The 20198-nt window shown below is 67.6% G+C and carries 21 protein-coding genes; 1 reads left to right on the forward strand and 20 read right to left on the reverse strand.

The genetic code is table 11. From position 1 onward, the window contains the following. Nucleotides 1-73: 73 nt before the first annotated feature. The 18 genes from BM396_RS00505 to BM396_RS00590 form a co-directional block, all read right to left on the reverse strand. Entirely contained in the window at nt 74-619 is a 546-nt protein-coding gene (locus BM396_RS00505; protein ID WP_075380073.1) for a transglycosylase SLT domain-containing protein, read from the reverse strand. After that, complete coding sequence (locus BM396_RS00510) at nt 579-2105, reverse strand: flagellar hook-length control protein FliK (protein ID WP_043379627.1); 1527 nt, start codon at nt 2103-2105, stop codon at nt 579-581. Before BM396_RS00510 ends, BM396_RS00505 begins: the two co-directional genes overlap by 41 nt. Then, the gene (locus BM396_RS00515) at nt 2102-3376 is read right to left on the reverse strand and encodes a chemotaxis protein (RefSeq protein ID WP_051975945.1); all 1275 of its coding nucleotides are present in this window, start codon (nt 3374-3376) and stop codon (nt 2102-2104) included. The genes BM396_RS00510 and BM396_RS00515 overlap by 4 nt, the downstream gene beginning before the upstream one ends. Then, entirely contained in the window at nt 3373-4641 is a 1269-nt protein-coding gene (locus tag BM396_RS00520; RefSeq protein WP_043379625.1) for a MotB family protein, read from the reverse strand. The genes BM396_RS00515 and BM396_RS00520 overlap by 4 nt, the downstream gene beginning before the upstream one ends. A gap of 2 nt (nt 4642-4643) precedes the next feature. Next, nucleotides 4644-5300: a hypothetical protein gene (locus BM396_RS00525; protein WP_139239437.1), complete on the reverse strand. Its 657-nt coding sequence runs from the start codon at nt 5298-5300 to the stop codon at nt 4644-4646. Next, nucleotides 5273-6910: a flagellar basal-body MS-ring/collar protein FliF gene (fliF, locus tag BM396_RS00530; RefSeq protein WP_043379619.1), complete on the reverse strand. Its 1638-nt coding sequence runs from the start codon at nt 6908-6910 to the stop codon at nt 5273-5275. Before fliF ends, BM396_RS00525 begins: the two co-directional genes overlap by 28 nt. A 169-nt stretch (nt 6911-7079) precedes the next feature. Beyond that, complete coding sequence (locus tag BM396_RS00535) at nt 7080-8246, reverse strand: flagellin N-terminal helical domain-containing protein (protein ID WP_043357264.1); 1167 nt, start codon at nt 8244-8246, stop codon at nt 7080-7082. A gap of 267 nt (nt 8247-8513) precedes the next feature. Beyond that, nucleotides 8514-9251 carry a flagellar type III secretion system pore protein FliP gene (fliP, locus tag BM396_RS00540; RefSeq protein WP_043357262.1) on the reverse strand — a complete coding sequence of 246 codons (738 nt, stop codon included), beginning with the start codon at nt 9249-9251 and terminating at the stop codon, nt 8514-8516. Between the two features lie 58 nt (nt 9252-9309). Beyond that, the gene (locus BM396_RS00545) at nt 9310-9792 is read right to left on the reverse strand and encodes a flagellar basal body-associated FliL family protein (protein ID WP_043357260.1); all 483 of its coding nucleotides are present in this window, start codon (nt 9790-9792) and stop codon (nt 9310-9312) included. 20 nt (nt 9793-9812) lie between these two features. Further along, nucleotides 9813-10511: a flagellar basal body L-ring protein FlgH gene (gene flgH, locus BM396_RS00550; RefSeq protein WP_043357258.1), complete on the reverse strand. Its 699-nt coding sequence runs from the start codon at nt 10509-10511 to the stop codon at nt 9813-9815. Further along, nucleotides 10508-11113, reverse strand: a complete 606-nt coding sequence (locus BM396_RS00555; RefSeq protein WP_051975944.1) for a MotE family protein — start codon at nt 11111-11113, stop codon at nt 10508-10510. The genes flgH and BM396_RS00555 overlap by 4 nt, the downstream gene beginning before the upstream one ends. 14 nt (nt 11114-11127) lie before the next feature. Further along, a complete protein-coding gene (gene flgI / locus BM396_RS00560) occupies nt 11128-12228 on the reverse strand; it encodes a flagellar basal body P-ring protein FlgI (protein WP_043357256.1) in 1101 nt (366 codons plus the stop codon). Then, a complete protein-coding gene (flgA, locus tag BM396_RS00565) occupies nt 12228-12713 on the reverse strand; it encodes a flagellar basal body P-ring formation chaperone FlgA (RefSeq protein ID WP_043379616.1) in 486 nt (161 codons plus the stop codon). Before flgA ends, flgI begins: the two co-directional genes overlap by 1 nt. Nucleotides 12714-12717: 4 nt before the next feature. After that, on the reverse strand, nt 12718-13506 hold the full coding sequence (gene flgG, locus BM396_RS00570) for a flagellar basal-body rod protein FlgG (RefSeq protein ID WP_043357253.1): 789 nt from the start codon (nt 13504-13506) through the stop codon (nt 12718-12720). Nucleotides 13507-13598: 92 nt separating this feature from the next. Next, nucleotides 13599-13931 (reverse strand): flagellar hook-basal body complex protein FliE, encoded by a 333-nt coding sequence (locus BM396_RS00575; protein ID WP_043379615.1) that lies wholly within the window; start codon nt 13929-13931, stop codon nt 13599-13601. Continuing rightward, nucleotides 13931-14347, reverse strand: coding sequence for a flagellar basal body rod protein FlgC (gene flgC / locus BM396_RS00580; protein ID WP_043379613.1), 417 nt, complete (start codon nt 14345-14347; stop codon nt 13931-13933). The genes BM396_RS00575 and flgC overlap by 1 nt, the downstream gene beginning before the upstream one ends. Further along, nucleotides 14344-14730 (reverse strand): flagellar basal body rod protein FlgB, encoded by a 387-nt coding sequence (flgB, locus tag BM396_RS00585; RefSeq protein WP_043379611.1) that lies wholly within the window; start codon nt 14728-14730, stop codon nt 14344-14346. Before flgB ends, flgC begins: the two co-directional genes overlap by 4 nt. Nucleotides 14731-15129: 399 nt before the next feature. After that, a complete protein-coding gene (locus BM396_RS00590) occupies nt 15130-15813 on the reverse strand; it encodes a response regulator transcription factor (RefSeq protein ID WP_043357246.1) in 684 nt (227 codons plus the stop codon). A gap of 310 nt (nt 15814-16123) precedes the next feature. Between BM396_RS00590 and BM396_RS00595 the strand changes: the two genes are divergently transcribed. After that, on the forward strand, nt 16124-18847 hold the full coding sequence (locus BM396_RS00595) for a hypothetical protein (RefSeq protein ID WP_051975943.1): 2724 nt from the start codon (nt 16124-16126) through the stop codon (nt 18845-18847). A gap of 561 nt (nt 18848-19408) precedes the next feature. Here BM396_RS00595 and BM396_RS00600 read toward each other — a convergent pair. Together BM396_RS00600 and BM396_RS00605 are read right to left on the reverse strand one after the other, a co-directional pair. Continuing rightward, nucleotides 19409-19858, reverse strand: a complete 450-nt coding sequence (locus tag BM396_RS00600; RefSeq protein WP_043357244.1) for a hypothetical protein — start codon at nt 19856-19858, stop codon at nt 19409-19411. Nucleotides 19859-19862: 4 nt separating this feature from the next. Further along, nucleotides 19863-20198 carry a hypothetical protein gene (locus tag BM396_RS00605; protein WP_043357243.1) on the reverse strand — a complete coding sequence of 112 codons (336 nt, stop codon included), beginning with the start codon at nt 20196-20198 and terminating at the stop codon, nt 19863-19865.

Raw genomic sequence — 20198 nt, forward strand, 5'->3', positions numbered from 1 at the left:
TCGGGTGGCCTCTGGCGAAAGACCCCGGTTCTTCCCTTGGTTCCATGGACGCTTCCGGACTGCCTTCCGGCTCTCACTGGCAGAAGCGCGTGGCGGCGGGCGTCCACTGGCCGAAACCCGTCACCACCATGTTCGCCACGACCCGGCAGATATAGATCTTCTGCGCCGCGTTGTTGTGCGGGCCGGCATGATAGCGCGCCACGGCCATCGTCCAGCTGCCTTCCCGCTTCTTCAGGTCCCGGAGGAATTGCGTCGCGTAGTCCACGTTCGCGTGCGGGTCGATCATGGCCTCGACCGAGCCGAACTTGCCGCCGTGATAATGGTGATTGATCTGCATGCAGCCGAGATCGATCAGGCGCGCGCCCCGGCGGCGCGCCTCGGTGAAGTGGGCGAGCACGTCCTGGGGCCCGGTCGCGAAATAGGCCGTTCCTTCGATGTTCATGGCATAGGGCTGGAGCGAGCCGCGTTTGCCCGTCTCCGTGAGGCCGACGGCGTAGAGGACGCCGAGAGGCACGCCGTAACGGGCCGAGGCGCGGCCCATCTCGGCCTCACACACGTTTGCGGCGGCCGGAACCGCGCTACAGATAAATGCCGCCGTCGCGAGGACGTATCGTCTCATCGATCCGCTCTCCGTCGCGCCGGCCGGTGGCCGAACGATGCGCCGCCTGTCGTTGCCCATCCTCCCGGTGACCCGGTCGAGCCCCCCCGTTTGCGAAGGAGGACTGACCCTGCGACGGAGCACCTTCGGCAAAGCCTCCCGCATCGGCCGGTCGCGCTTGAGCGACGGTGACATCGGCTTGGTGGTGCGCCTGCTTGAGGAGGTCCGTGAGGATGGCCGCATCCCGCTGCAGGAGCGCGGCGGTTTCCGGCCGCGAGGCGCGCAGGTGCGTCTCGAGCTGGCCATTCGCCAGTCGCAGCTCCACGGTGACGGTTCCCAGCTCTTCCGGCCTCAGCTGGATCCTGAGCACCCGCAGCGGTCCGTCGGGCGCGGTCCCGGTCGCCGGGTCGGCGTGATTGCCGACCGCATCCGGACGGGCCGGCACCGCACGCGCGATCTCATCCTCGATGGCAGCGGCGATCATCGGCAGGGTGATGGCGGGCAGGCCCGTCTCTGTCCCGACGCTGTCCCTGGGGGCCGGGACGGAACTGCCGGCCCGGCTCTGATGGCCTGCGGCCGCGAGGATCGTACGGGCGATTCCGGGGACCGCATGGCTATCCGCAGGCACGCTCAGGTCGGACGTGCCGGGCGGGGCGATGGCCGCGCGCACCGCCGTGTCTGCGGGATCCTGGGGCGCGAGACCGGTCGCGGCCCGAAGCGTCCGCGCCGTGGTGGCGATGATGTCGCCCAGTCCCGGCCGGGCGAGGTTCTGTCCGGCCACAAAGGGAGCCCCGGAGGCCGCCGGCGCAGCTTCGGCGGGCATCGCCGTGTCTGCCGGACCCTGGGGCGCGAGACCGGTCGCGGCCTGAAGCGTCCGCGCCGCGGTGGCGATGACGTCGCTCAGTCCCGTCCGGGCGGGGTTCTGTCCAGCCACGGTTGGTGCCCCGGAGGCCGCTGGCGCAGCTTCGGCGGCCCCGGACTCGGGTAGCGCTGCCGGGGGTAGCACGGGTTTGAAATGGACCGCGCGGTCGAGCACCGTGACGTCCGGCTTGGGTCCTGATCCGGCGAGCAGCCCCTGCGCGGATCCTGCTCCGCGCACCAGCGCGGGTGCAGAACGGGCTGCGGCGTCGGGGGCTGTCGTGCGCGGCCCCGGAGAGCCGCCGGTCGCGGGGGCGTCGGAGGCGGCCGCCGGATGGGCGGTGTTCAGGACGTTGGCCAGCACCGTCGCGGCGGCGCTTGCCGGATCGGCGGGGGACAGCGCGGGTGTCACGCTCGCCTCGTCGGGGCGGCCCTTCGCGACAGGTCCCCGCGGCTCCGCGGCATCATCCCGGTCCTCGTCGGACGAGGGCGTGGAGGGGGGCTCCGCGATCTCGCGCAGGACATCCCCGAAGGCGCCGGGCCGGCCCCTGTCCGGCGGGGTCCGGAGGTCGGTCTCCGGATGGGACCGCGCCATCTCGCGATCGGACTTCGGCGCGGGTCTCTGAACCGTGGCGGCGATCAGGGTCACGGAGTTGCCTTCTGGAGGAGCAGATCGATCTGGTCGATCGTGGCTTGGGCCTTGGGAATCAGTCTGGCCGCGCCATCGGTGGAATCCGCCGCGGCCTGCGCCTGTCGCGATGGCGCCGTGTCGGAAACCGGCCCCACGCGCGTGCCGACGAGACCGCGCCCGATCTCCTCGGCCGTCGCAAGCGCCGTCTTGAGGAGGGGGATGTCGCGGGCGGGAAGCTTGGATCGGTCGAGGGCCTGCAAGGTCCGCAGCCCGGGCTCGAAGGTCGCCAGGTCCACGATCTCGGCCGCCGCCCGGTAAAGGCGTCCCTGGGCCGCCTCCGGACTCTCGGGCCCGCAGAGCGCCAGGGCCTTGTCGGCGGCCAGGCGCGCCGAGGCCGTCTTGCCCTCCTGGATCGCCGTACGGGCGATCAGCAGGTACAGATCGCGCCGGCTCCCGGCAGCCAGTTCGTTGACGATCCTGTTGAGGGCCCCGAAGCGCGCCTCGTCCCGGCCGACATCGAACTGAGTCAACTGGTAGGCGAGGCGCTGCCTGAAATTGCCAGCGTAGACCGAATGCGGAAAGCGGCGCAGATACTGAATCGCCAGGGCTTCGAACCTGTGCAGATCGCCGATCTGCCCGAGGGCGAAGACCTCGCGGCGCAGGGCTCCTTCCTCGCTGAGGGTCCCCGGCAGCAGCAGCCGCACGCGATCGAGCAGGGCGATCGCCCGGACCGGATTCTCGGTCACGATGAGCGAGGCCTGCGCGAGGCCGACCGCACCGGCGAGCGTCGGCGGCAGACCCGCCGTGTCGAAATCCCTGAGGAGGCGGTTCGCGTCCGCATCCCGCCCCTCGATAAAGGCTAGAGCGCCGCGGGCCAGCGTCGCCTCCCGGTCGCCCAGCCCGTCCAGCGCAGTCAGGCGACGCAGGATCGCCGGCCCCCCGCCGCTCAGGGAGAAGACGATGGCGGCTCTGACATGATGCCCGTCGGCCCAGACTTCCGGTGCCGCAGCGAGAAGATCCGCGTTGATCCGGGCGATCAGCCGCGGCTGACCCTCATGGGCGGCGACCGAGCCGGACGCGACCCGGTCCTGCAGCAATTGCAGTGTCCGCACCGCGGCAACGGGACCGGCCCTCAAGCCCTGGGAGTCCAGGGCCGCCGGTGCCGGCACGGACTCCGGAAGCGCGGGACGGTCCGCCTGCGGAACCGCCGTGGGCGCCGGTTCCGCGACGGCTGGATCCACGAGCCCTGTGACGAGCGCACCGAGGGCACCCAGCAGGATCCGCCTCATCCCGGAATTCCTTGGAGAAGGATCTCGATCCGCCGGTTCTCCGGCGCCTTGGGATCTGGCGCGTTGCGCGGCATCCGGTCGGCCGCCCCCTCAACGCGCCAGATCCGCGCCTCCTCGATGCCCGCTCGGATGAGCATGTAGGACGCCATGTGGGCGCGCGCCGTCGAGAGCCGCCAATTGTCGTAGACGTCCGAGCGGAACGGCCGACTGTCGGTATGGCCGCGGATGATGAGCCGGCCCGGGCGCGAGGCCAGCGCCTTCGCGAGGCGCTCCATGGCCCGCACCATCTCGGGACGGGGCTCGGCCGAGCCCACCGCGAACATGCTGAAATTCAGGTCGTCCGTCACGTTGATCAAGAGCCCCTCCGACGTCCCCTGAACCTCGATGCGGGGACCGGGCGCGGAGGGCGGGAAGATCTTGGCGATCTCCGCTTGCAGCGCGGCCTGGGCCGCAGCGGTCGCCGCCGGGATCGGGGCCGACCCCGCGATGGGAGCCTCCGCCGCCTTGGCGCCGGTGTCCCTGATCTCCGCCACCTTGTTTGCCGTCGCCGTGTGTCCTGTGGCCGTCTGTCCTGCTGCCTTGGCCTCGGGGGCCTTCGCCTCCGCCGCTTGGCGATCTTGGCGATCGGACACCGGCGGTTCAGCCTCCATGCTGCCCGCGTCTCCGGCTCCGCGCGCATCGGGCCTGGCCTGGGCCGGCGGGGGTGTGATCCCGGTTGGGGCGGGCCGGTCGGTCTTCGCCGGCGACAGGGTGGTCACCTGCCAGTACAGCGGATCGAACGGATCCCGGGCCACGTCGCCCCCCCGCCGACCCGCTTCGCCGAGATCGCCGATCGTGGTGCTCTGGGGCTTGTCCGGATCGGACTCGGTCGCGAGGTGCGCCAGGACGGAATAGGGATCCTGGAACAGTTCCCGCTCCCGCCCCGCCGATCCGGGCGGCAGGGTGCCGGATCTGTCCCGCGTGCCGGCGGCGGCCGCCGTGTCGCTCGCCTTGTTTCCCTCCTTCGAATCCGTCGAACCCGGCTGAGGATCGCTGAGCCCCTTCCGAAGCGGGAGAGGCTGGGAAAGGCTGATCGGATTGAAGTAATTCGCTATGCTGGTCTTGGTCTCATCGCTCGTGACCCTGGTCAGCCACAAGACCAAGAACAGCGCCATCAGCGTCGTCATAAAGTCGGCAAATGCGATCTTCCAGACGCCGCCATGATGTTCGTTGTCGTCCTGCGGGGGCCGGCGGACGATAATGATCTCGGGGTGATCGTTGGCCATGCTCAGCGGTCCTCGATGAGGGCGGCGATACGGTCACCCCATGCCTGGAGCCGGGTCTCAATGACCGTCCAGTTCGTCTGAATGCGCAGGTCAGGTCTGCTGTCCGGCGACAAGGCGAGTCGGCCAGGCGGCAGATTCAGGCGCTGGGCCAGCGCCTCCACGAGATCCGGCGGGCCGCTCAGGGTGAGCGTGCCCGTCTGACTGTCTGCCACTAGAGTCGACACGGTCGCCTGCAACTCACGGATCGCCTCCTGCTGCAGGGCTTCCGCCAAGAAGGGCTGGAGGACCCGCGTCAGGCTCCCGGCCAGACGGGCTTCCAGCATCTGAACCTGCTCGGCGAAGCCCTTCGCCAGGACAGCGGCTTCCGTTTCGACCCAGCGCTGCCGTGTCTCCGCCAGGGTGGTAGCCGCCGCGGCGCGTTCCGCCGCCGCGGCGGCCTCAGCCGCCCGAGCGGCCAGCGCCTCGCCCTCTCGGCGGCCTTCCGCGCGCGCCTCAGCCGCGATGGCATCGGCGTCCTGCGGGGGGGCGGTCGCGTCGGCCGGATCCCGTTTGGCGATCAGGGCCGCAAGGGTGGGGGACGATCGCTGACCCGCATCCGAAAATACGGTCCAGATCGGAGGTGCATCCACCATTACGCGGCCTCGTCGCGCGTGAGCCATTGTTTCAGGATGTTGGCGACCTGCTCCTCGTCGAGTTCCACCAGCTGCTCGAGCTTGCGGATCGGCGAGCGCGCGACGTGCTCATTCAAATCCTCGATCAGGCTGGGATCCGAGGATGCCCCGACCTGCTCCGCTTGCGGCACGCCGAGCGCCGCCGCGAGGTCCATTGGGGCGACGGTGAGTTCGGTTCCGACCTCCGAGGGGCGGGCGAGGATGGCATTGACCGCTGGACGCAAGCCGAACCAGATGAGCAGGCATCCGACAATCAGGATCGTGGCCGCGTTGATCAGGGTTCCGGACTGCCGCATCAGGACGTCGCCGACACCCAGGGCCGGCGTGGGGGCGAGAGGCTGACCTTCGTCGATGAAACTGACGGCCGCCACCTTGATCTGGTCGCCCCGGCCCTTGTTGAAGCCGGCCGCTGACGCGACCAGTTGCTCGATCTCTGAAATCTGCGGCTCCAGATCGACCTTGGCCCCGTCTTTGACGCTGCCCGCGAGCGCCTCGAGGCGGGACCGGTTCACCAGAACGGCGACGGACAGGTTCTTCACGGAATAGCCGTCGCTGACGGTCTGGACCGTCTTCGAGGAGATCTCGAAGTTGGACAATTCCTCGCGGCGCTGGCTTTCGGAGCTCGACGCATCGGTCCCCTCGGAACGGACGCGCTGATCGGGCAGGTTCTGCTGAGCGGTGGTCGGCTTCTGGGGGGCGCGGTTCTGCGAACTCTCCGATTCCTTGATTGTCCGCAGCGAGCGCTCGACCTTCTGGTCAGGATTGAAGATTGTCTCGTCCGTTTTGGTCTTGTCCGTGTTGAGCCGGGCAACAACGCTGATTTCGAAATTGTTTGGCCCCAGATAAGGGGTAAGCGTGCGGCGGACGTTGTCCTGGATCTCCCGGGTGACGGTTTGCTCGAGGCTCGTCAGGCGGCCGGCCGGCGCCGTGGTGGCATCGTCGCCGGCGAGCAGGACCGTCCCATCGGTATTCAGCACGGTCACCTTTTCGGGCTTCATGCCGGGAATGGCGGCGGCGACGAGCTGCCGGATCGCCGGGGCGGTCGAGGCATCGTTGGCGGGCTCGGTGCGCACGACCACTGAGGCCGAGGCGGGCTGCTGCTCGCGGCGGAACGAGCCGGGATCGGGCATCACGATATGGACCCGGGCTGCCTTGACGCCCTTGAGCGTCTGGATGGTGCGGGCGATCTCGCCCTCCAGGGCCCGGACCCGGGTGATGTCCTGCATGAACGAGGTCAGGCCCAGCGAGCCCAGGTCGTTGAACAGTTCGTAGCCGGCCTTGCCGCTCTGGGGCAGGCCCTTCTCGGCCAGGAGCATGCGGGCCTGCGCGGTCTGCCCGTAGCTGACCAGAACCGATGTGCCGTCCGCACTGACGTCGAAGGGAATCCCGGCGTCCTTGAGCGCCACGCCCATGCGACTCACGTCGTCACGGCTCAAGCCGGAATAGAGGGTCTCCCGGAGCGGGCGGCTCAGGTAATAGGCCCCCAGGCCTATGGCGAGGAACACGGTCAGTCCCACCAGTCCGAGGGCGATCAAGCGCCGGGGCCCGAGCTCCAGGATATTGTTCCACAGCTTCTCAATGTGTTCGCGACCGGGCATCGGCAGGACTCGGTATCCACCACAGTGGCTCTGCCTCCGCATGGCGGATCAACCTTGCGCGAAGGTGGCGTAACGCGCGGCTTTGGCAAAAGAAAAAGCCGCGCATCCGAAGATGCGCGGCCTGAATCAGATCGGCGATCTGGTCGTGATATTGATCAGGTGGGCCGGATCAGTTCCGGAACAGGCTGAGGATCTGCTGCGTGTTCTGGTTGGCGATCGTGAGCGACTGGATACCGAGCTGCTGCTGGACCTGAAGGGCCTTCAGCTTCGTCGACTCTTCTTCCATGTTGCCGTCCACCAGGATGCCGATGGAGGTGTCGTTGGCCTTGGACAGCACTTCCGTGTAGTTCTGGAACGACTGCATCTGCGACTTGAGCGCACCGAGGTTGGCCGCCACTTCGGTCATCGCGGAGGAGATCCGGTCGACCATCGAGATGTAGGCGTTGATCTTCGACAGGTCGTTCGGAAGGACCGTCGAGATGTCCATCGTGTCGAATTTCAGGTTGTAGGCCTTGAGGAAGCCGTTGTTGTCCGCGCCGAGCACGGAGTATTCCTTGTTGAGGATGCCGCCGGTGCCATCCTTGCCCACCTTGGCTTTTCCGTTCTCCGTCGTCCGATCGCCCTCGAATTTCGCCTTGGCGGTATCGTAAGCGCCCTTCGCGGTCGTGTAGGCGGTCACGTCCGCGGTGGTCTTGCCGCTGCTGGTGTAGGCCGCGTAGGCGGCGTCGTACGTGGCTTGCGCCGTCGTCCAGGCCGCCAGCGGCGTGGTCGAGGCGCTCGTGCCGGCGGTCCCGTTGGCCGTGCTCTTATCGTACAGCTTGAGCCTGTTCGTGTCGATGTCGGTCGTCGTCAGGATCGGCTGGCCCAGCACCCGGGTGAAGCCCGAGACGACCTTCCGGATCGGCGAGTAGGTGGGCTGGCTCGAGTCGACCGACAGCCAGGCTTCGCCGGCCTGCGACGCATCCGCAGCATAGGCGCGGAAGCGGGAGAGGGTCGCGTTGAGATCGTCCTGGATCAGCATGCGGTCGACGCCGACGCCCGACGCCGTGGTCAGCTTCCTTTTGACCTCCTTGAGCTCGTCGACCATCGTGTTGAGGGCCTGGTACGTGATGTTGACGACGCCCAGGCCCTGGCCGATCGAGTCCTTCACGGCGCCGAGCGAGGCGTTGTCCTGGCGGATCTGCGTGGCGATCGCCCAGTAGGCGGCGTTGTCCGAGGCGCCAGCGATCTTCAGGCCCGTCGAGATGACGTCGTTGGTCTTGTCCAGGTTCTGGCCGATGAGCTTCAGCGTCAGCTGCGCCGTCATCGCGGCGTTGTTCGTAAACAGGCTCGACATAACGATGTCCCTTGGAAGACGTTGTTTCTGGGACATGCCGGATTCTCGCCGGCATAGCAGGGCGGCTTCATGCCTTTGAGATCGACCATCCGGTCCAGATCTCAACCTGCTATCAATGCTGTACAGAGCGGATCGTAAACTTTGCGTCCGACCGATCCATTTGCAGCCTGGATGTGATGGACTGGCTGTCTTCTCAAGTCAACGTCAAAATCGATCCGTCGTGGAAAAATTTATGACGACTCGACCTTAGAATTGTTTCGGGTCTGATTAGAAGTACGATTTCACAAGACCGCTGATCAGCATGTTCCATCCGTCGATCAGTACGAAGAACAGGATCTTGAAAGGCAGCGAAATCACCGTCGGCGGCAGCATCATCATACCCATGGACATGACCAGCACCGCGATGACCATGTCGATGACGAGGAAGGGAAGCGCGATCAGGAAGCCGATCTCGAAACCGCGCCGCAGCTCGGAGATCATGAAGGCCGGGATCAGGATCCTCAGGTCGGATCTGCCGCCATCCGGCGCCTTGGACGCATTGGCCGCGGCCATCTCCGCGAAGGTGTCGAGATCCTTCGGTCGGACATGGGCCAGCATGAAGTCCCGGAACGGCGCGGTCACCTTGGCGAAGGCTTCCTCCTCGCTGATCCTGTTCTCGGTGAGCGGGCGGACGCCGTCCTGCCAGGCACGATCGAAGGTCGGCCCCATGACATAGAAGGTCATGAACAGCGACAGGCTGATCAGCACGAGATTCGCCGGGGCGCTCTGGAGGCCCAGCCCCGAGCGGAGGAACGAGAGTGCGACGACGAATCGGGTGAAGCTCGTCACCATGACAAGGAGACCCGGCGCGATCGACAGGACGGTCATCAGCGCGATGAGCTGGATCATCCGCCCGCTGATCGAGCCGTTTCCTGGGGGCAGAACCTGGTCGAGGCTGAAATTCTGCGCGTGCGCCGCCGTGGCGACAAGGAGGAGCGAGCTCGCGATCCAGACGCGACGCAGCATGGTGTGACTGATCCTGATGATTGTCGGCCGGGGTCGAAGAGGTGGCCGACGGAGCGCCCTACTGGACGACGAGTGTTTCGATGAAGAAGTCTTGGACTTGGCCATTGCTTCGGATCTGGACGCGTTCGGTCAGATCCTCGCGCAAGTGGCTCAGGCCGCTCGGTCCCTCGATCTGCGCGACGGTCAGGGTGCGCAGGTAGCCGACGATGTCCTGGCGGATCTCCGCGGCGATCGCCTTGGGGTTGCCGAGGGCCCCACCCTTGACGACGATGGACGATTCCAGACGGACCCAGACATCGCCGGGGCCGGCGAGGTTCGTCACCACGGTGCCGAGACTCGCGACAGTCGCGTTCGCATCGTAGGGGGCCACCCGCTGGACGCGCTCCTCCTCAGCCTTCTTCCGCTCGTCGACGGCCTTCTCGATCCGTGTGGCCATGTAGAGGCCGCTCGCTCCCCCGACCCCGACCGCCAGGACCGTGAGCATCGCGAGGAGGAGCAGCCAGCGGAGCTTGGAGCGGCGGGATGCGGAATCGGAAGCCATGGATCTCGCCAGCCTCGGGTTCAGAACGGCGTGGCCAGGTCGTAGACCTGCTGGACGACGGCGGGCTGCTGCACCTCCATCAGGCGCCCCCGACCGCCGTAGGAGACGCGCGCCTCCGCGATCTTGTCGTAGTCGATCGTGTTCCGGCGCGAGATGTCGCGCGGACGGACAATGCCGGCGATGTTCAGGACACGGACCTCGTAATTGACCCGCACTTCCTGCGAGCCGCTGATCAGCAGGTTGCCGTTGGGAAACAGATGCGTGACGACGGCCGCCACGGAGAGCCGGAGCTGCTCTTTGCGGTCGATGGTGCCCTGCCCCTTCGTCGAGGAATTGCCATTGACCTCGTAATGGTTCTTCGACTCCGGCGTGAGACCGAACAGGTCGAACTGGAGATCCAGGCTCGACTTGGCGCGCGAATCGCGCGACCGGTCGGTGGCATTGTCGAACTGGGCCTTGTCGTTCATCGCGATGAGAACGGTCAGCACGTCGCCGACATTCTTGGCGCGCGGATCCTGAAACAGGTCCGCGCTCTGCTGAGCCCAGGTCGAATGGTACCCCTGACCCTGCGTCGCCACGTAGAGCGGCGGCACGCTGTCGTGGTTCGGATCGATGCCGAGGCCCACCGGGCTCAGGGCCGGCGCGCGGCCGATCTCTTGGATGGGCGTCGCGCAAGCCCCGAGGGCCGTGAGCGCCGCGATGGCGGCCAAGCGCTTCATCCTGATGTCTCGCTGTCCTGCGGATGGCGGTCCCCCTCGTCCATACGCGGCTGGGGCTGCGCCTTGACGGCCTCGCCGGGCCTCTGGGGCGTCGGCTTCTTCGGCGGGGTGTTCATGATGACGTTGGCCAGGCGCGCGGCCCGACCCGGTTCCATCTCGTTCAGGATCGCGCTGGCGATGCGCGCGTCGAGCCGAGTCAGGATCGCGGCTGCCGCCTCGCTGTCCATGGCAGTCAGCTGCTGTGCCGCTGCCTCGGGCCGCATCCGGGCGTAGATCGCCGTGACGCTCTCGTCCGCCTTGGCGAGGAAGGCTTGCCGGCGCTTCAGCCATTCCTCGTACTCGGCACGCTTGGCCTCGAGCTGGCTGATCCGGTTCTCGATATCCTTGGACAGCGCGGTGAGCGCCTCCTTCTGCCAAGCGAAGCGGGCATCGGCGGCGGCGTTCGCGATGCCGGCGCAGTACTGCGCGGGACGGGACTCCTCAGTCTTGCCCGGCTCGCCCGGCTTCTGCTGGGCGGCCGCCTGCGTTGCCGACAGCGCGACGGCTGAGGTCAGGAAAAGGCCGCGCCAGCTCCGTACGGAGTCCAGGCCGATGCGGCGCATGCGGATTGGACCGGTCATTGGATCACCAGCTCCGCCTGAAGGGCCCCCGCCGTCTTCACGGCCTGGAGGATGGCGATCACGTCCGTCGGCTTCATCCCGACATTGTTCAGGCCCCGGATCAGGGTCTGCAGGTCGGGCCCCGAGACGATCGCGAGGCGTGCCATCCGCTCGCCCGCCTCGATGTCGGTCCGCGGCACGACGGTCGTCTGCCCGTCGGAGAACGGAGCGGGCTGGGACACCTGCGGGGTCTCGGTGATGCGCACGGTGAGGTCGCCGTGCGTCACCGCCACGGTGGAGACCTGGACGTTCCGGCCGATCACGACGGTGCCGGTCCGCTGGTCGATCACCACCTTCGCGGGAATATCCGGCTGGACCTGCAATTCGCCGATCTCGGCCATGAATCGGGTCCGACCCACATGGCCGGGCCGGGACAGGACGACGGTTCGGTAGTCGCGCGGGCTCGCAGCACGCTTCCCGTACTTCTGGAGCGTGTAGGCGTTGATGGCGTCGGAGATCAGGACGGCCGTGCGGAAATCCGGGTTCTTCAGTTCGAGCGCCATGCCCGGCAACTCGTTGAACGTGCCGGCGACGGCGCGCTCCACCAGCGCGCCGTTGGGGATCCGGGCGGCCGTCGCCACCCCGGAGACCAGGGACTCCGCCTGCCCGGTGGCGCTGAACCCGGAGACGACGAGGGCGCCCTGGGCGACCGCATAGACTTGCCCGTCTCCGCCCGAGAGCGGTGTCATCAGCAGGGTGCCGCCGCGCAGGGAGGTGGCGTCGCCCATGGAGTTCACGGAGACGTCGACGCGCGAGCCCGGCTCCACGTAGGCCGGAAGGTTGGCGGTGACCATGACCGCCGCGACGTTGCGGGTTCGCAGCCGCTGGTCGCGCACGTTGATGCCCAGGCGATCGAGCATCGATTGCAGGGATTGTTCCGTGAACTGCGCGTTGCGCAGGGTATCGCCGGTGCTCTGCAGGCCGGTGACGAGCCCGTAGCCGACGATCTGATTGTCGCGCACGCCCTGGAGCGACGCGATGTCCTTGATCCGCGTCGCCGCTGCAGGCGCCGGCCAGAGAGCGAGGGCGGTCAGGAGAAGGGACAGCAGCCGGCGCATCACGGCTGCCCCGTCCGGACGTGGCCATCGGGCTGGACGATGCCCTGGACGACCCGTCCCGTCGCCAAGTTCCGCACGCTGACCGCCTCGTTCACGGCGGCGTTCGCCAGGGCCTGGCCGACGGTGGTGATCACCACCCCGTGCTCCTCGAAGACGATCACGGTCGGGGTGCCCCGGGTCACGAGCTTTGCCTCTTCGAGGGCGGTCGACGGGATCGTCTCGCCGGGCAGGAGGGTCCGCCGGGCGATCCGTCCGACCGCATGCGCCACCGAGTCGACGACCGGCAGACGCGGCCGGTAGCTTTCCGGATAGGCCTGCTCGCGCAGCATCGTCGGCTTGATCACGTCGCCCGCGTAGATCGTGGCGACCGGCACCGGCAGGACCTGTTCCGCGGCGACGGCCGGCACGGACGCGAGGCCGAGCGTGCAGGCCGCGCCCAGCGCTATCCGTGCCACGATCCCGACGGGGCGAGCTGCATGGGCCATGGTTTTAGCGGATGCCCTTCGAGATCGTGCCGGCCATCTCGTCCGCGGCCTGGATCACCTTCGAGTTCATCTCGAAGGCCCGCTGCGCCGAGATCAGACTGGTGATCTCCCGGACCGGGTCGACGTTGGAGGTCTCCAGATAGCCCTGGTGGATCTTGCCGAAGCCGGGATCGCCGGCGAATCCGGTGACCGGAAGTCCCGAGGCAGCGGTCTCGCGGTACAGGCCGTTGCCCAGGGGCTCGAGCCCGGCATCGTTGGTGAAGTTGGCGATCTGGAGCTGGCCGATCGTCTGCGGCAATTGCTGTCCGTCGACCTTGACCATCACTTGGCCGGTCTCGTTGATCACCACGTCGACGGCGTTCTGCGGGATGATGATCGCCGGATCGACGCTGTAGCCCTCCGCGGTGACCAGGCGCCCGTCGGCGTTCTTGTTGAAGGAGCCGGCGCGGGTGTAGTTGATCTCGCCGTTGGGCATCGTCACCTGGAACCAGCCCCGGCCGTTGAGCGCGAGATCGAGGGGATTGGTCGTGTTGTTGAGCGGGCCCTGCCGGTGCAGGTTCCGGATCGCGGTGTTGCGCACGCCGAGGCCGAGCATGGCGCCTTCGGGGATCGCCGACTCGCCGGCCTGGATCGGGACGCCCGCCGGCCGTTCGGCCTGATAGATGAGGTCCTTGAATTCCGCGCGGGCCGCCTTGAACGCTGTCGTGTTCAGGTTCGCGATGTTGTTGGCGATGACTTCCACGTTCAATTGCTGGGCATTCATGCCCGTGGCCGCGATGGCGAGCGCTCTCATGACCGGATCCTTGCGCGGGAGGAATGGGTGACGGTGTTCGGGTAGGGGCCGAGCGCCGCCCCGGGGCGGCGCCGTCGTGGCGGGCGGACGCGTCAGATCGCCATGCGGACGATTTCCAGGTAGGCGGCGACGACCTTGTCCCGGATGGCGACCGCCGTCTGGAGGGTCTGCTCGGCGGACATCACCGCCTCCACCACGGCCTGGGTGGATGTCTTGCCCTGAATCCCGGAGATGGCGGCCGCCTCGCCGGTCTTCACCGTGTCGCGCATCTGACCCGCGATCTGGGTCAGGAGGTCGCCGAAATTCGATGCGGGTCCCGCAGGGGCCGCCTGCCGGATCCCGGGCGTCGTGAGGCCGAGGTCGGCCGCGCCGAAGACGGCGTTCGTGTCGGTGACGCTTGTGAAGGCGGCGAGGGACTGGATCATCACGGCCTCAGGAGTTCGATGATGCTGGCGATCATCGAGCGGGTCTGCTTGATCATCTGAAGGTTGGCCTCGTAGGAGCGGTTGGCCTCCCCCATGTCGGCCATCTCAATCAGCATGTTCACGTTCGGCAGCTTGACGTTCCCGTTCGCGTCTGCCGCCGGGTTCCCGGGATCGTACTCGACCCGGAACGGCGCCGTGTCCTGCCCGACCTGTCGGACCGCGACGGCCGCCGTCCCAGAGGCCCGGTCGAGGGCCGTCCGGAACGTGATCGTCTTGCGCGTATAGGGATCGGCTCCCGCGGTGAGGCCCGTGGATTGCGCGTTCGCGATGTTCTCCGAGATGACGCGCATGCGCTCGGACTGCGCTTCCATGCCGGAGCCGGCGATCCGCGATGAGGCGGCGAGCGGATCGATCATTGGCCGGCCTTCACGCTCAGGGCCAGCATCCGGTTGAACGCCTTCACCACGCCGCTGTTGAGGGCTTGGTCGCGGCTGACTTCGCCGGACTTCATCATCTGTTCCTCGATGCTGACCGAGTTGCCGGAATGGACGACGTCCCAGCCGGCCGATGACGTCGCGCGCGCCGGTCGCGTGCCGGCACCGTTGACCTCAAGGTGGCCCGTATGGGTCGCCGCCATCGTCAGAGCCGTCTTGTCCATCAGGTCCCGGAACGGGGTCAGGTCCCGGGCGCGATAGCCAGGCGTGTTGGCATTCGCGATATTGCCAGCGATCACGGCTTGGCGTGCCGCAAGATGTTGCAGCTGACGGGATGCGATGTTGAACAGAAAGATCGGGTTCATGACCTGTCGGCTTTCTGACGGGATAAGTCAGGAGGCGGGAAAATCCCGCTGGCGAAGGGCGTATCCTGGGCCGCAACGTTCGTTGTACGGCGAAACATTGTTCTGCAGGCGGATCTTTCCTCGATCTGTCTTGTCCGAAGCTTGTGGCGGCCTCCCGCCGCGCTCTCGGGGGGGCGCGTGTCCGGTCCGGCCGTTCCGCGGGTTGATCCCCGTGCGGTCTGGGAGGCGCGGAGCCGGCGTCCGGCACGCCCAGGCTGCGGCCGGATCATCTCCGCGCTGCTTCTCATGCCGGACATGCGGGCCACCGGACGATGGACGTCCGGCCGCCTGTCCGCGACGGGCCGGCCAGGAGACCGGCCCTTGTGATGAGCGGATTCCCGCAGAACTCGGATAGAGAGGTCAATTTACAAAGGCGTACCCGAGATAACGCCGAACTTCGATAGGATCGAAACTCAGCTTTTGCCGAAGTTTCTTGCGAAGTTTACTGATGTGACCCTCGATCACGCTTTCGTCCACGTCGCTCGTGAAGGCGCCGTAGACCGCATTGAACACCTGCTCCTTGGTCATCCGGCGCCCGCGATTGCGGACCAGAAATTCGAGGATCTGGCGTTCGCGGCGCGGCAGGGGCATTTTTTCCCCATCGACGTCGGGGTCGCGGCCGTCGAAGTACACCCTCAGCCGCGCGGTCCGGTCCGCCACGACGCTGTCGCTGGCCCTCTCGCGCTGCGAGCGCCGCCATACGGCCTCGGTCCGGGCGAGGATCTCGCGGACATGGACCGGTTTGCGGACGACGTCGTCGATGCCGGCCCTGAACAGATCCAGCGTCTCGGTCAGGCAGCGGGTCTCGATCATCGCGATGATGGGTGCGCGGGACCGCTTCTGAATCATCTCCGGCAGATCGGGCCGCTGCTCACAATTGCCCAGGAGGAAGCCCTGGACGGCGTCCAGATCCGTCTCGGGGGCGGACTGAATCCAGCCTTCAAAATCATCGGCCACTAATCCAACCGATGTCACGCCCTCGCGATTGAAGTTGGCCACGTAACCATCGGTAACCATCGGCCGCTCATCGACAATGACGTACATTGCCATAAGTCTCCGTCGACATTCTTGCGTGAAAGATCAAAAATTGTCTTTTCTTCGTCTTTGATTCCCTGATTTTCTCAATGGATCAAACGTGAGACAGCGTCAACATCTTGTTATGAGATTCTATCAAAGAAAATTCGTAGAGAATTGTAGCGAAAATTGAGGCGCGATATCCAAGAATAAAGGAATCATCGCAAAGTTTATCGAATTTTATGGCGTTTGCGGAATGGTGCGTCCCATATTGCGGGATCCGCCAAGATGATCGCACGCGCCCAGCGACGCTTCGATCCTGCGAGATCTGCCTGAGCCGATGTCCGAACGACACACCTTCACGCCCGACTCGGCGCGACCGGACGCGGGCGCTGCACAGGCGCCCGATGCGAGCCATGCGGTTGGCAACAGGAATCGCTGGTCGCGGGTCGTCTTCGCGTTCGAGCGTTTGATCGGCGACCGCTGGTATGAGTTCAACGCATACATGATCTGCGCTGCTGCCGAGGGATGTCCGGGCGTCCGGGACTTCGCGGCGATCGGTGTCGCATTCCGCGCGCAGGATCAGTCCGAGATCGATTTCGGCCGCATCCCGGGATTGGCGCGGACCTCGATCGACGCGCACGGAGACTGGATCGCCGGACCGATGTCGGAGGGCGGCGCGGGGTCGATCGGCGCTCCCATCCGCTGCCGCTTCTATCTCCCGGCGCCCGCCTCCCAAGTCGGCGTGACCATCAGGAGCTGGCGCAACACGCACCCGTTCCGGATCGTGCAGCCGGAGATCCGGCAGGCCGTTCCGGACGCGGCCCACCCTGAGGACGGGGGCCCCGAATCGGCGCGGGGCTGGTTCGGCCAGGACAGCCGGATCGTCCTCGGTCCCCGGCCCGCCTGGTTGCGGCACGGGCTGGTTCCCGGGCGTGCCCTCGTGTTCAAGGGGCAGGTCATCGCGCAGGGCCAGTCGGACGGTGCCCTGGCTCAGGTGTCCTTCCGCGACGCGCGGGGCAACCCGATCCCGCCGCCCTACCCCGGTACCCTGGCCACCCTGTCGATCCCCGCCTTCCTCGACATCCCGGTCCACCGGGAGGCCTACCGCTTCACCCTGAAGGTCTCGCCGCCCCCCCAGGCGGCGACGGTGGAGATCGGCTTCGCCACCTGGGATCCGGATGCGCGCCTTGCACTGGCCGCCGCACCGGACGTGTTCCTGGACGACGAGTTGCGCTTGGCCAATCTTGCGGAGGAAGCCGGCCCGGACGCCGAAGCCGTCCTGGCGCATCTGCTCGGCCGCCTCGGCGCCCCGCGGCCAACCCAGGGCGCCGCCGCGGGGTCGATCCTGCCCTATCTCGACCCCGCCCTTCTGGAGGAAGCGCCGTCGCCGTTGCGCAGCGTCGCGCTCCTGCGGGACGGGCCGGACGCCGCGGCCTGGGCTGACGGTTCCGTCAGTCTCGCGTCTTGCCCGGCCTGGGCGCTCCCGGAGGTGCCGGACTGGGGGAGCGATCCGTTCCGGTCGCATGCGTGGCGCCTTGCGTTCCAGTCCCTCTCCTGGACCTGTGCGGCCGCTGGAAATCCTGAGCGCGCGGTTCGGGACCGGGCGGTCGCTGTCGCCCTGGCCTGGTCCCGCGCGAATCCCTGGGGCCGGCCGGCCGACACGCTGAGCCTGCATCCCGCCTGCATGGCGATGCGCCTGGAGGCGATGCTGTGCCTGCTGGGCGCTGCGATGCGGGATGGCGATGCGGCGGACCGTTCTGCCGTCGAGCGTCTGGGTGCCGAGATCGTCCGGCATGCCGCGGCCCTGGCGGAGATCTTGGCCCAGCACACGGTGGCGGGGTCGTTGCTGGAGGCGCAGGTGGCGGCGTCCCTGATGGCGGCCGGCGTCACCCTGCCGGCCTTTCCGATGGCGCGGCACTGGACTGACCTCGCGATGATCGCCCTGCGCAGCGGCTTCGAGGCGATGATCGATCCAGAGGGGGCGGTCACGGAGCCATCCTACCACCGCAGACTCGAGATCCTCACGCTCGCCCTGGTCCTGATGCCGGTCCTGAAGGGCCGGCCGGATCTGGCCCCCCTGGCGGATATCCTCGACCTCCGCCTCGCGAGGGCCTGGGGCGGGCTGATCGCGCTGCTCGAGCCGGACGGCGCCCTGCCGCCTTTCGACGATGCGCCTGGGCATACGGACCGGTATCGCTGGATGGGGCGCGTTGCGGCCGCCCATCGTCACCCCTGGATGACCGGTCCGGCGGTGGGGCCGACGAGCGGCGGATGGCCCCTCCCCGGCGCCCCGATTCCGTCCGGAACCATTCTCCTGCGCCGGACGGACGCCGCCGCAGGCTGGTCCGCCTTCACGGCGGATTTCTCCGAGCAGATCCACCCGCAGGATCACCGGGACTGCACCTCCTTCACGTTCGCCACGGGCGGTCTGCGGTGGATCACGGAACGGGGCGGCTCGCAGGCCGAGCCCTTCGGTCCGCGCGGCCTGCATCCGGCGGCGGCGCGCGCCCACAACATCGCCATCCCGGAGGGCCGCGAGCCGGGTGCGGGCGTCGGAACGGCCCGGGCGACCCTCACCCTCGGCGAGGCCGCCGTGCATCTCATCGAGACGAGCGTCCACGGGCCGGACTACCGCCATGTCCGGGCCTTCGTGCTGCTGAACGACCTCGCCGGGATGGCCGTCTTCGACCGGTTCCTGACGGGCGACCGTCCCCTCTCGGTCGAAGGGTTCCTGCACTTCGACCCCAGCGTGGTGGTCGCCCTGGATCCATCGCATCGGATCTTCGGCCTTCGGGGCGAGCGACGGCTGCACATCGTACCCCACGGCCTCGCCGGCCGGATCGACGATATCGGGGTGCATCGCCCATGGGCGGAACCGCCGGCGCCGGTTCCGCATCCGCGCGCGCATCACCGGGCCCGGCCCGGTCCCTGCCTCCGCTACACGCTATCGGGCGTGCGATGCGTGGCCGGCGGCCTTCTCATCGCCGGCGCCTCGGCCGGCATCGCGCGGCTGATGCGCGCCGTCGAGGCGGCGGGGCTCCGGCGTCGCCTCACGGAATGAGGATCGTGCGCCGGCAGGGCCGGGTCCGTCCCCGGGTCCCTGCGGTCGCCCGAGGCGTCCTGACAGGTGGGTTCGGCCGGCTCCCCGACGCCGATGCCCGCGGCATCCCGACGAAGCGCCCCCTCGGCCCGGGACGGAGGCGTCGAACGGACCTTCGGGATCCGTCGTAGGCTCGCAAGAGCCGGATGCAGGCGGCTGCCGAGGCGCGCGGCCGTGCCGTCGCCCGCCGCATCGCGCCAGGACAGGGTCGTGCGCTGCCGCGCGCGCTCCCCTCGATCGATCGAGTCCCGGGCGTGCGGTGGCGGCCGCGGTTCTTCGGACCGGGCCTCCGCAAGCCGATCAGGAGGACGGCGGCCCGGCCGGCGAGCCCGAAGACGGGCGCGGCGAACAGCCCGCCCTCTGCCCCGCGTGAAACGCCCATGGCCGCAGCGGGGTCGAGCGGCTCCGGCGCGCTTCATGCCGGTACGGGCGGAGGCCCCACGCTGCGAGAAAACCGCCGGCCGCCTCACCGGCTTCCGCCGCCTCGCCGCGGCTTGCGGCTGAATCCCGTGACGCCGGGCCTCAGCTCCGGATGTCCTTCTTGGTGATGAAGTTGAAGTTCTCAACCATCACATCCTTGACGATCTCGGAGCCAAGACGCTCGTTGACACGTCGTTTGATCTCGTCCAGGCGCCTGTTGATGTCGTACTTCTTGAGATTGCGGAAATCGAGGTCGCCGTCGCTGTAGATCTGGCGGAACGACTCGTCCATCACGAACGGCTCCGGGGTCACGCCCAGGCCCTTGATCAGGTGCGAGTCGGCCGTGAAGATGATCGTGGCCAGGATGTAGCCCTGGACGTTCCCATCCGCGATGATCGGAATGTTGAGGGGGCGCAGCTTCTGATAGGTCAGCCCCTCCAGATACTCCTCGGCTTTGGGTTTCGGCAAAGCCGGCATCCAGGAGATCACCGCGTAGCTGGACAGCACCGTGATGGCGCAGATCCACAATCCGGTGATGACGATGCGAGTCACGCGGTCACTCCTGGTAGCGCAGGACGGCCGAGTAGGTGCCGTCGGATTCCGCGCTCTGGATCATGGTGGAGACGAGATCCGAGACCTCCTGCATGGCACGCAAGTGGATGCCCAGGAGTTCGTGGTTGCGTCGCAGCTTGGCGCGGACCCGCTCCAGCCCCTCGATCTCGGGCGGGCTCAGCCGGTCCGCGCTGATCGTCCGTCCGAGACGAGCCAGTTCTACGAGGCTCTGACTCTTGCGACGGTTGAAATCGTCCTGATCCCGCAGGTCGTGCACCGTCAGAGAGGTGGTCTCGGCGTCGATGGTCGCTTCGAGGCGGGCCAGGGATGATAGCAGCAT

The organism is Methylobacterium sp. UNCCL125 (genome assembly GCF_900116795.1).
Classification (GTDB): Bacteria; Pseudomonadota; Alphaproteobacteria; order Rhizobiales; family Beijerinckiaceae; genus Methylobacterium; species Methylobacterium fujisawaense.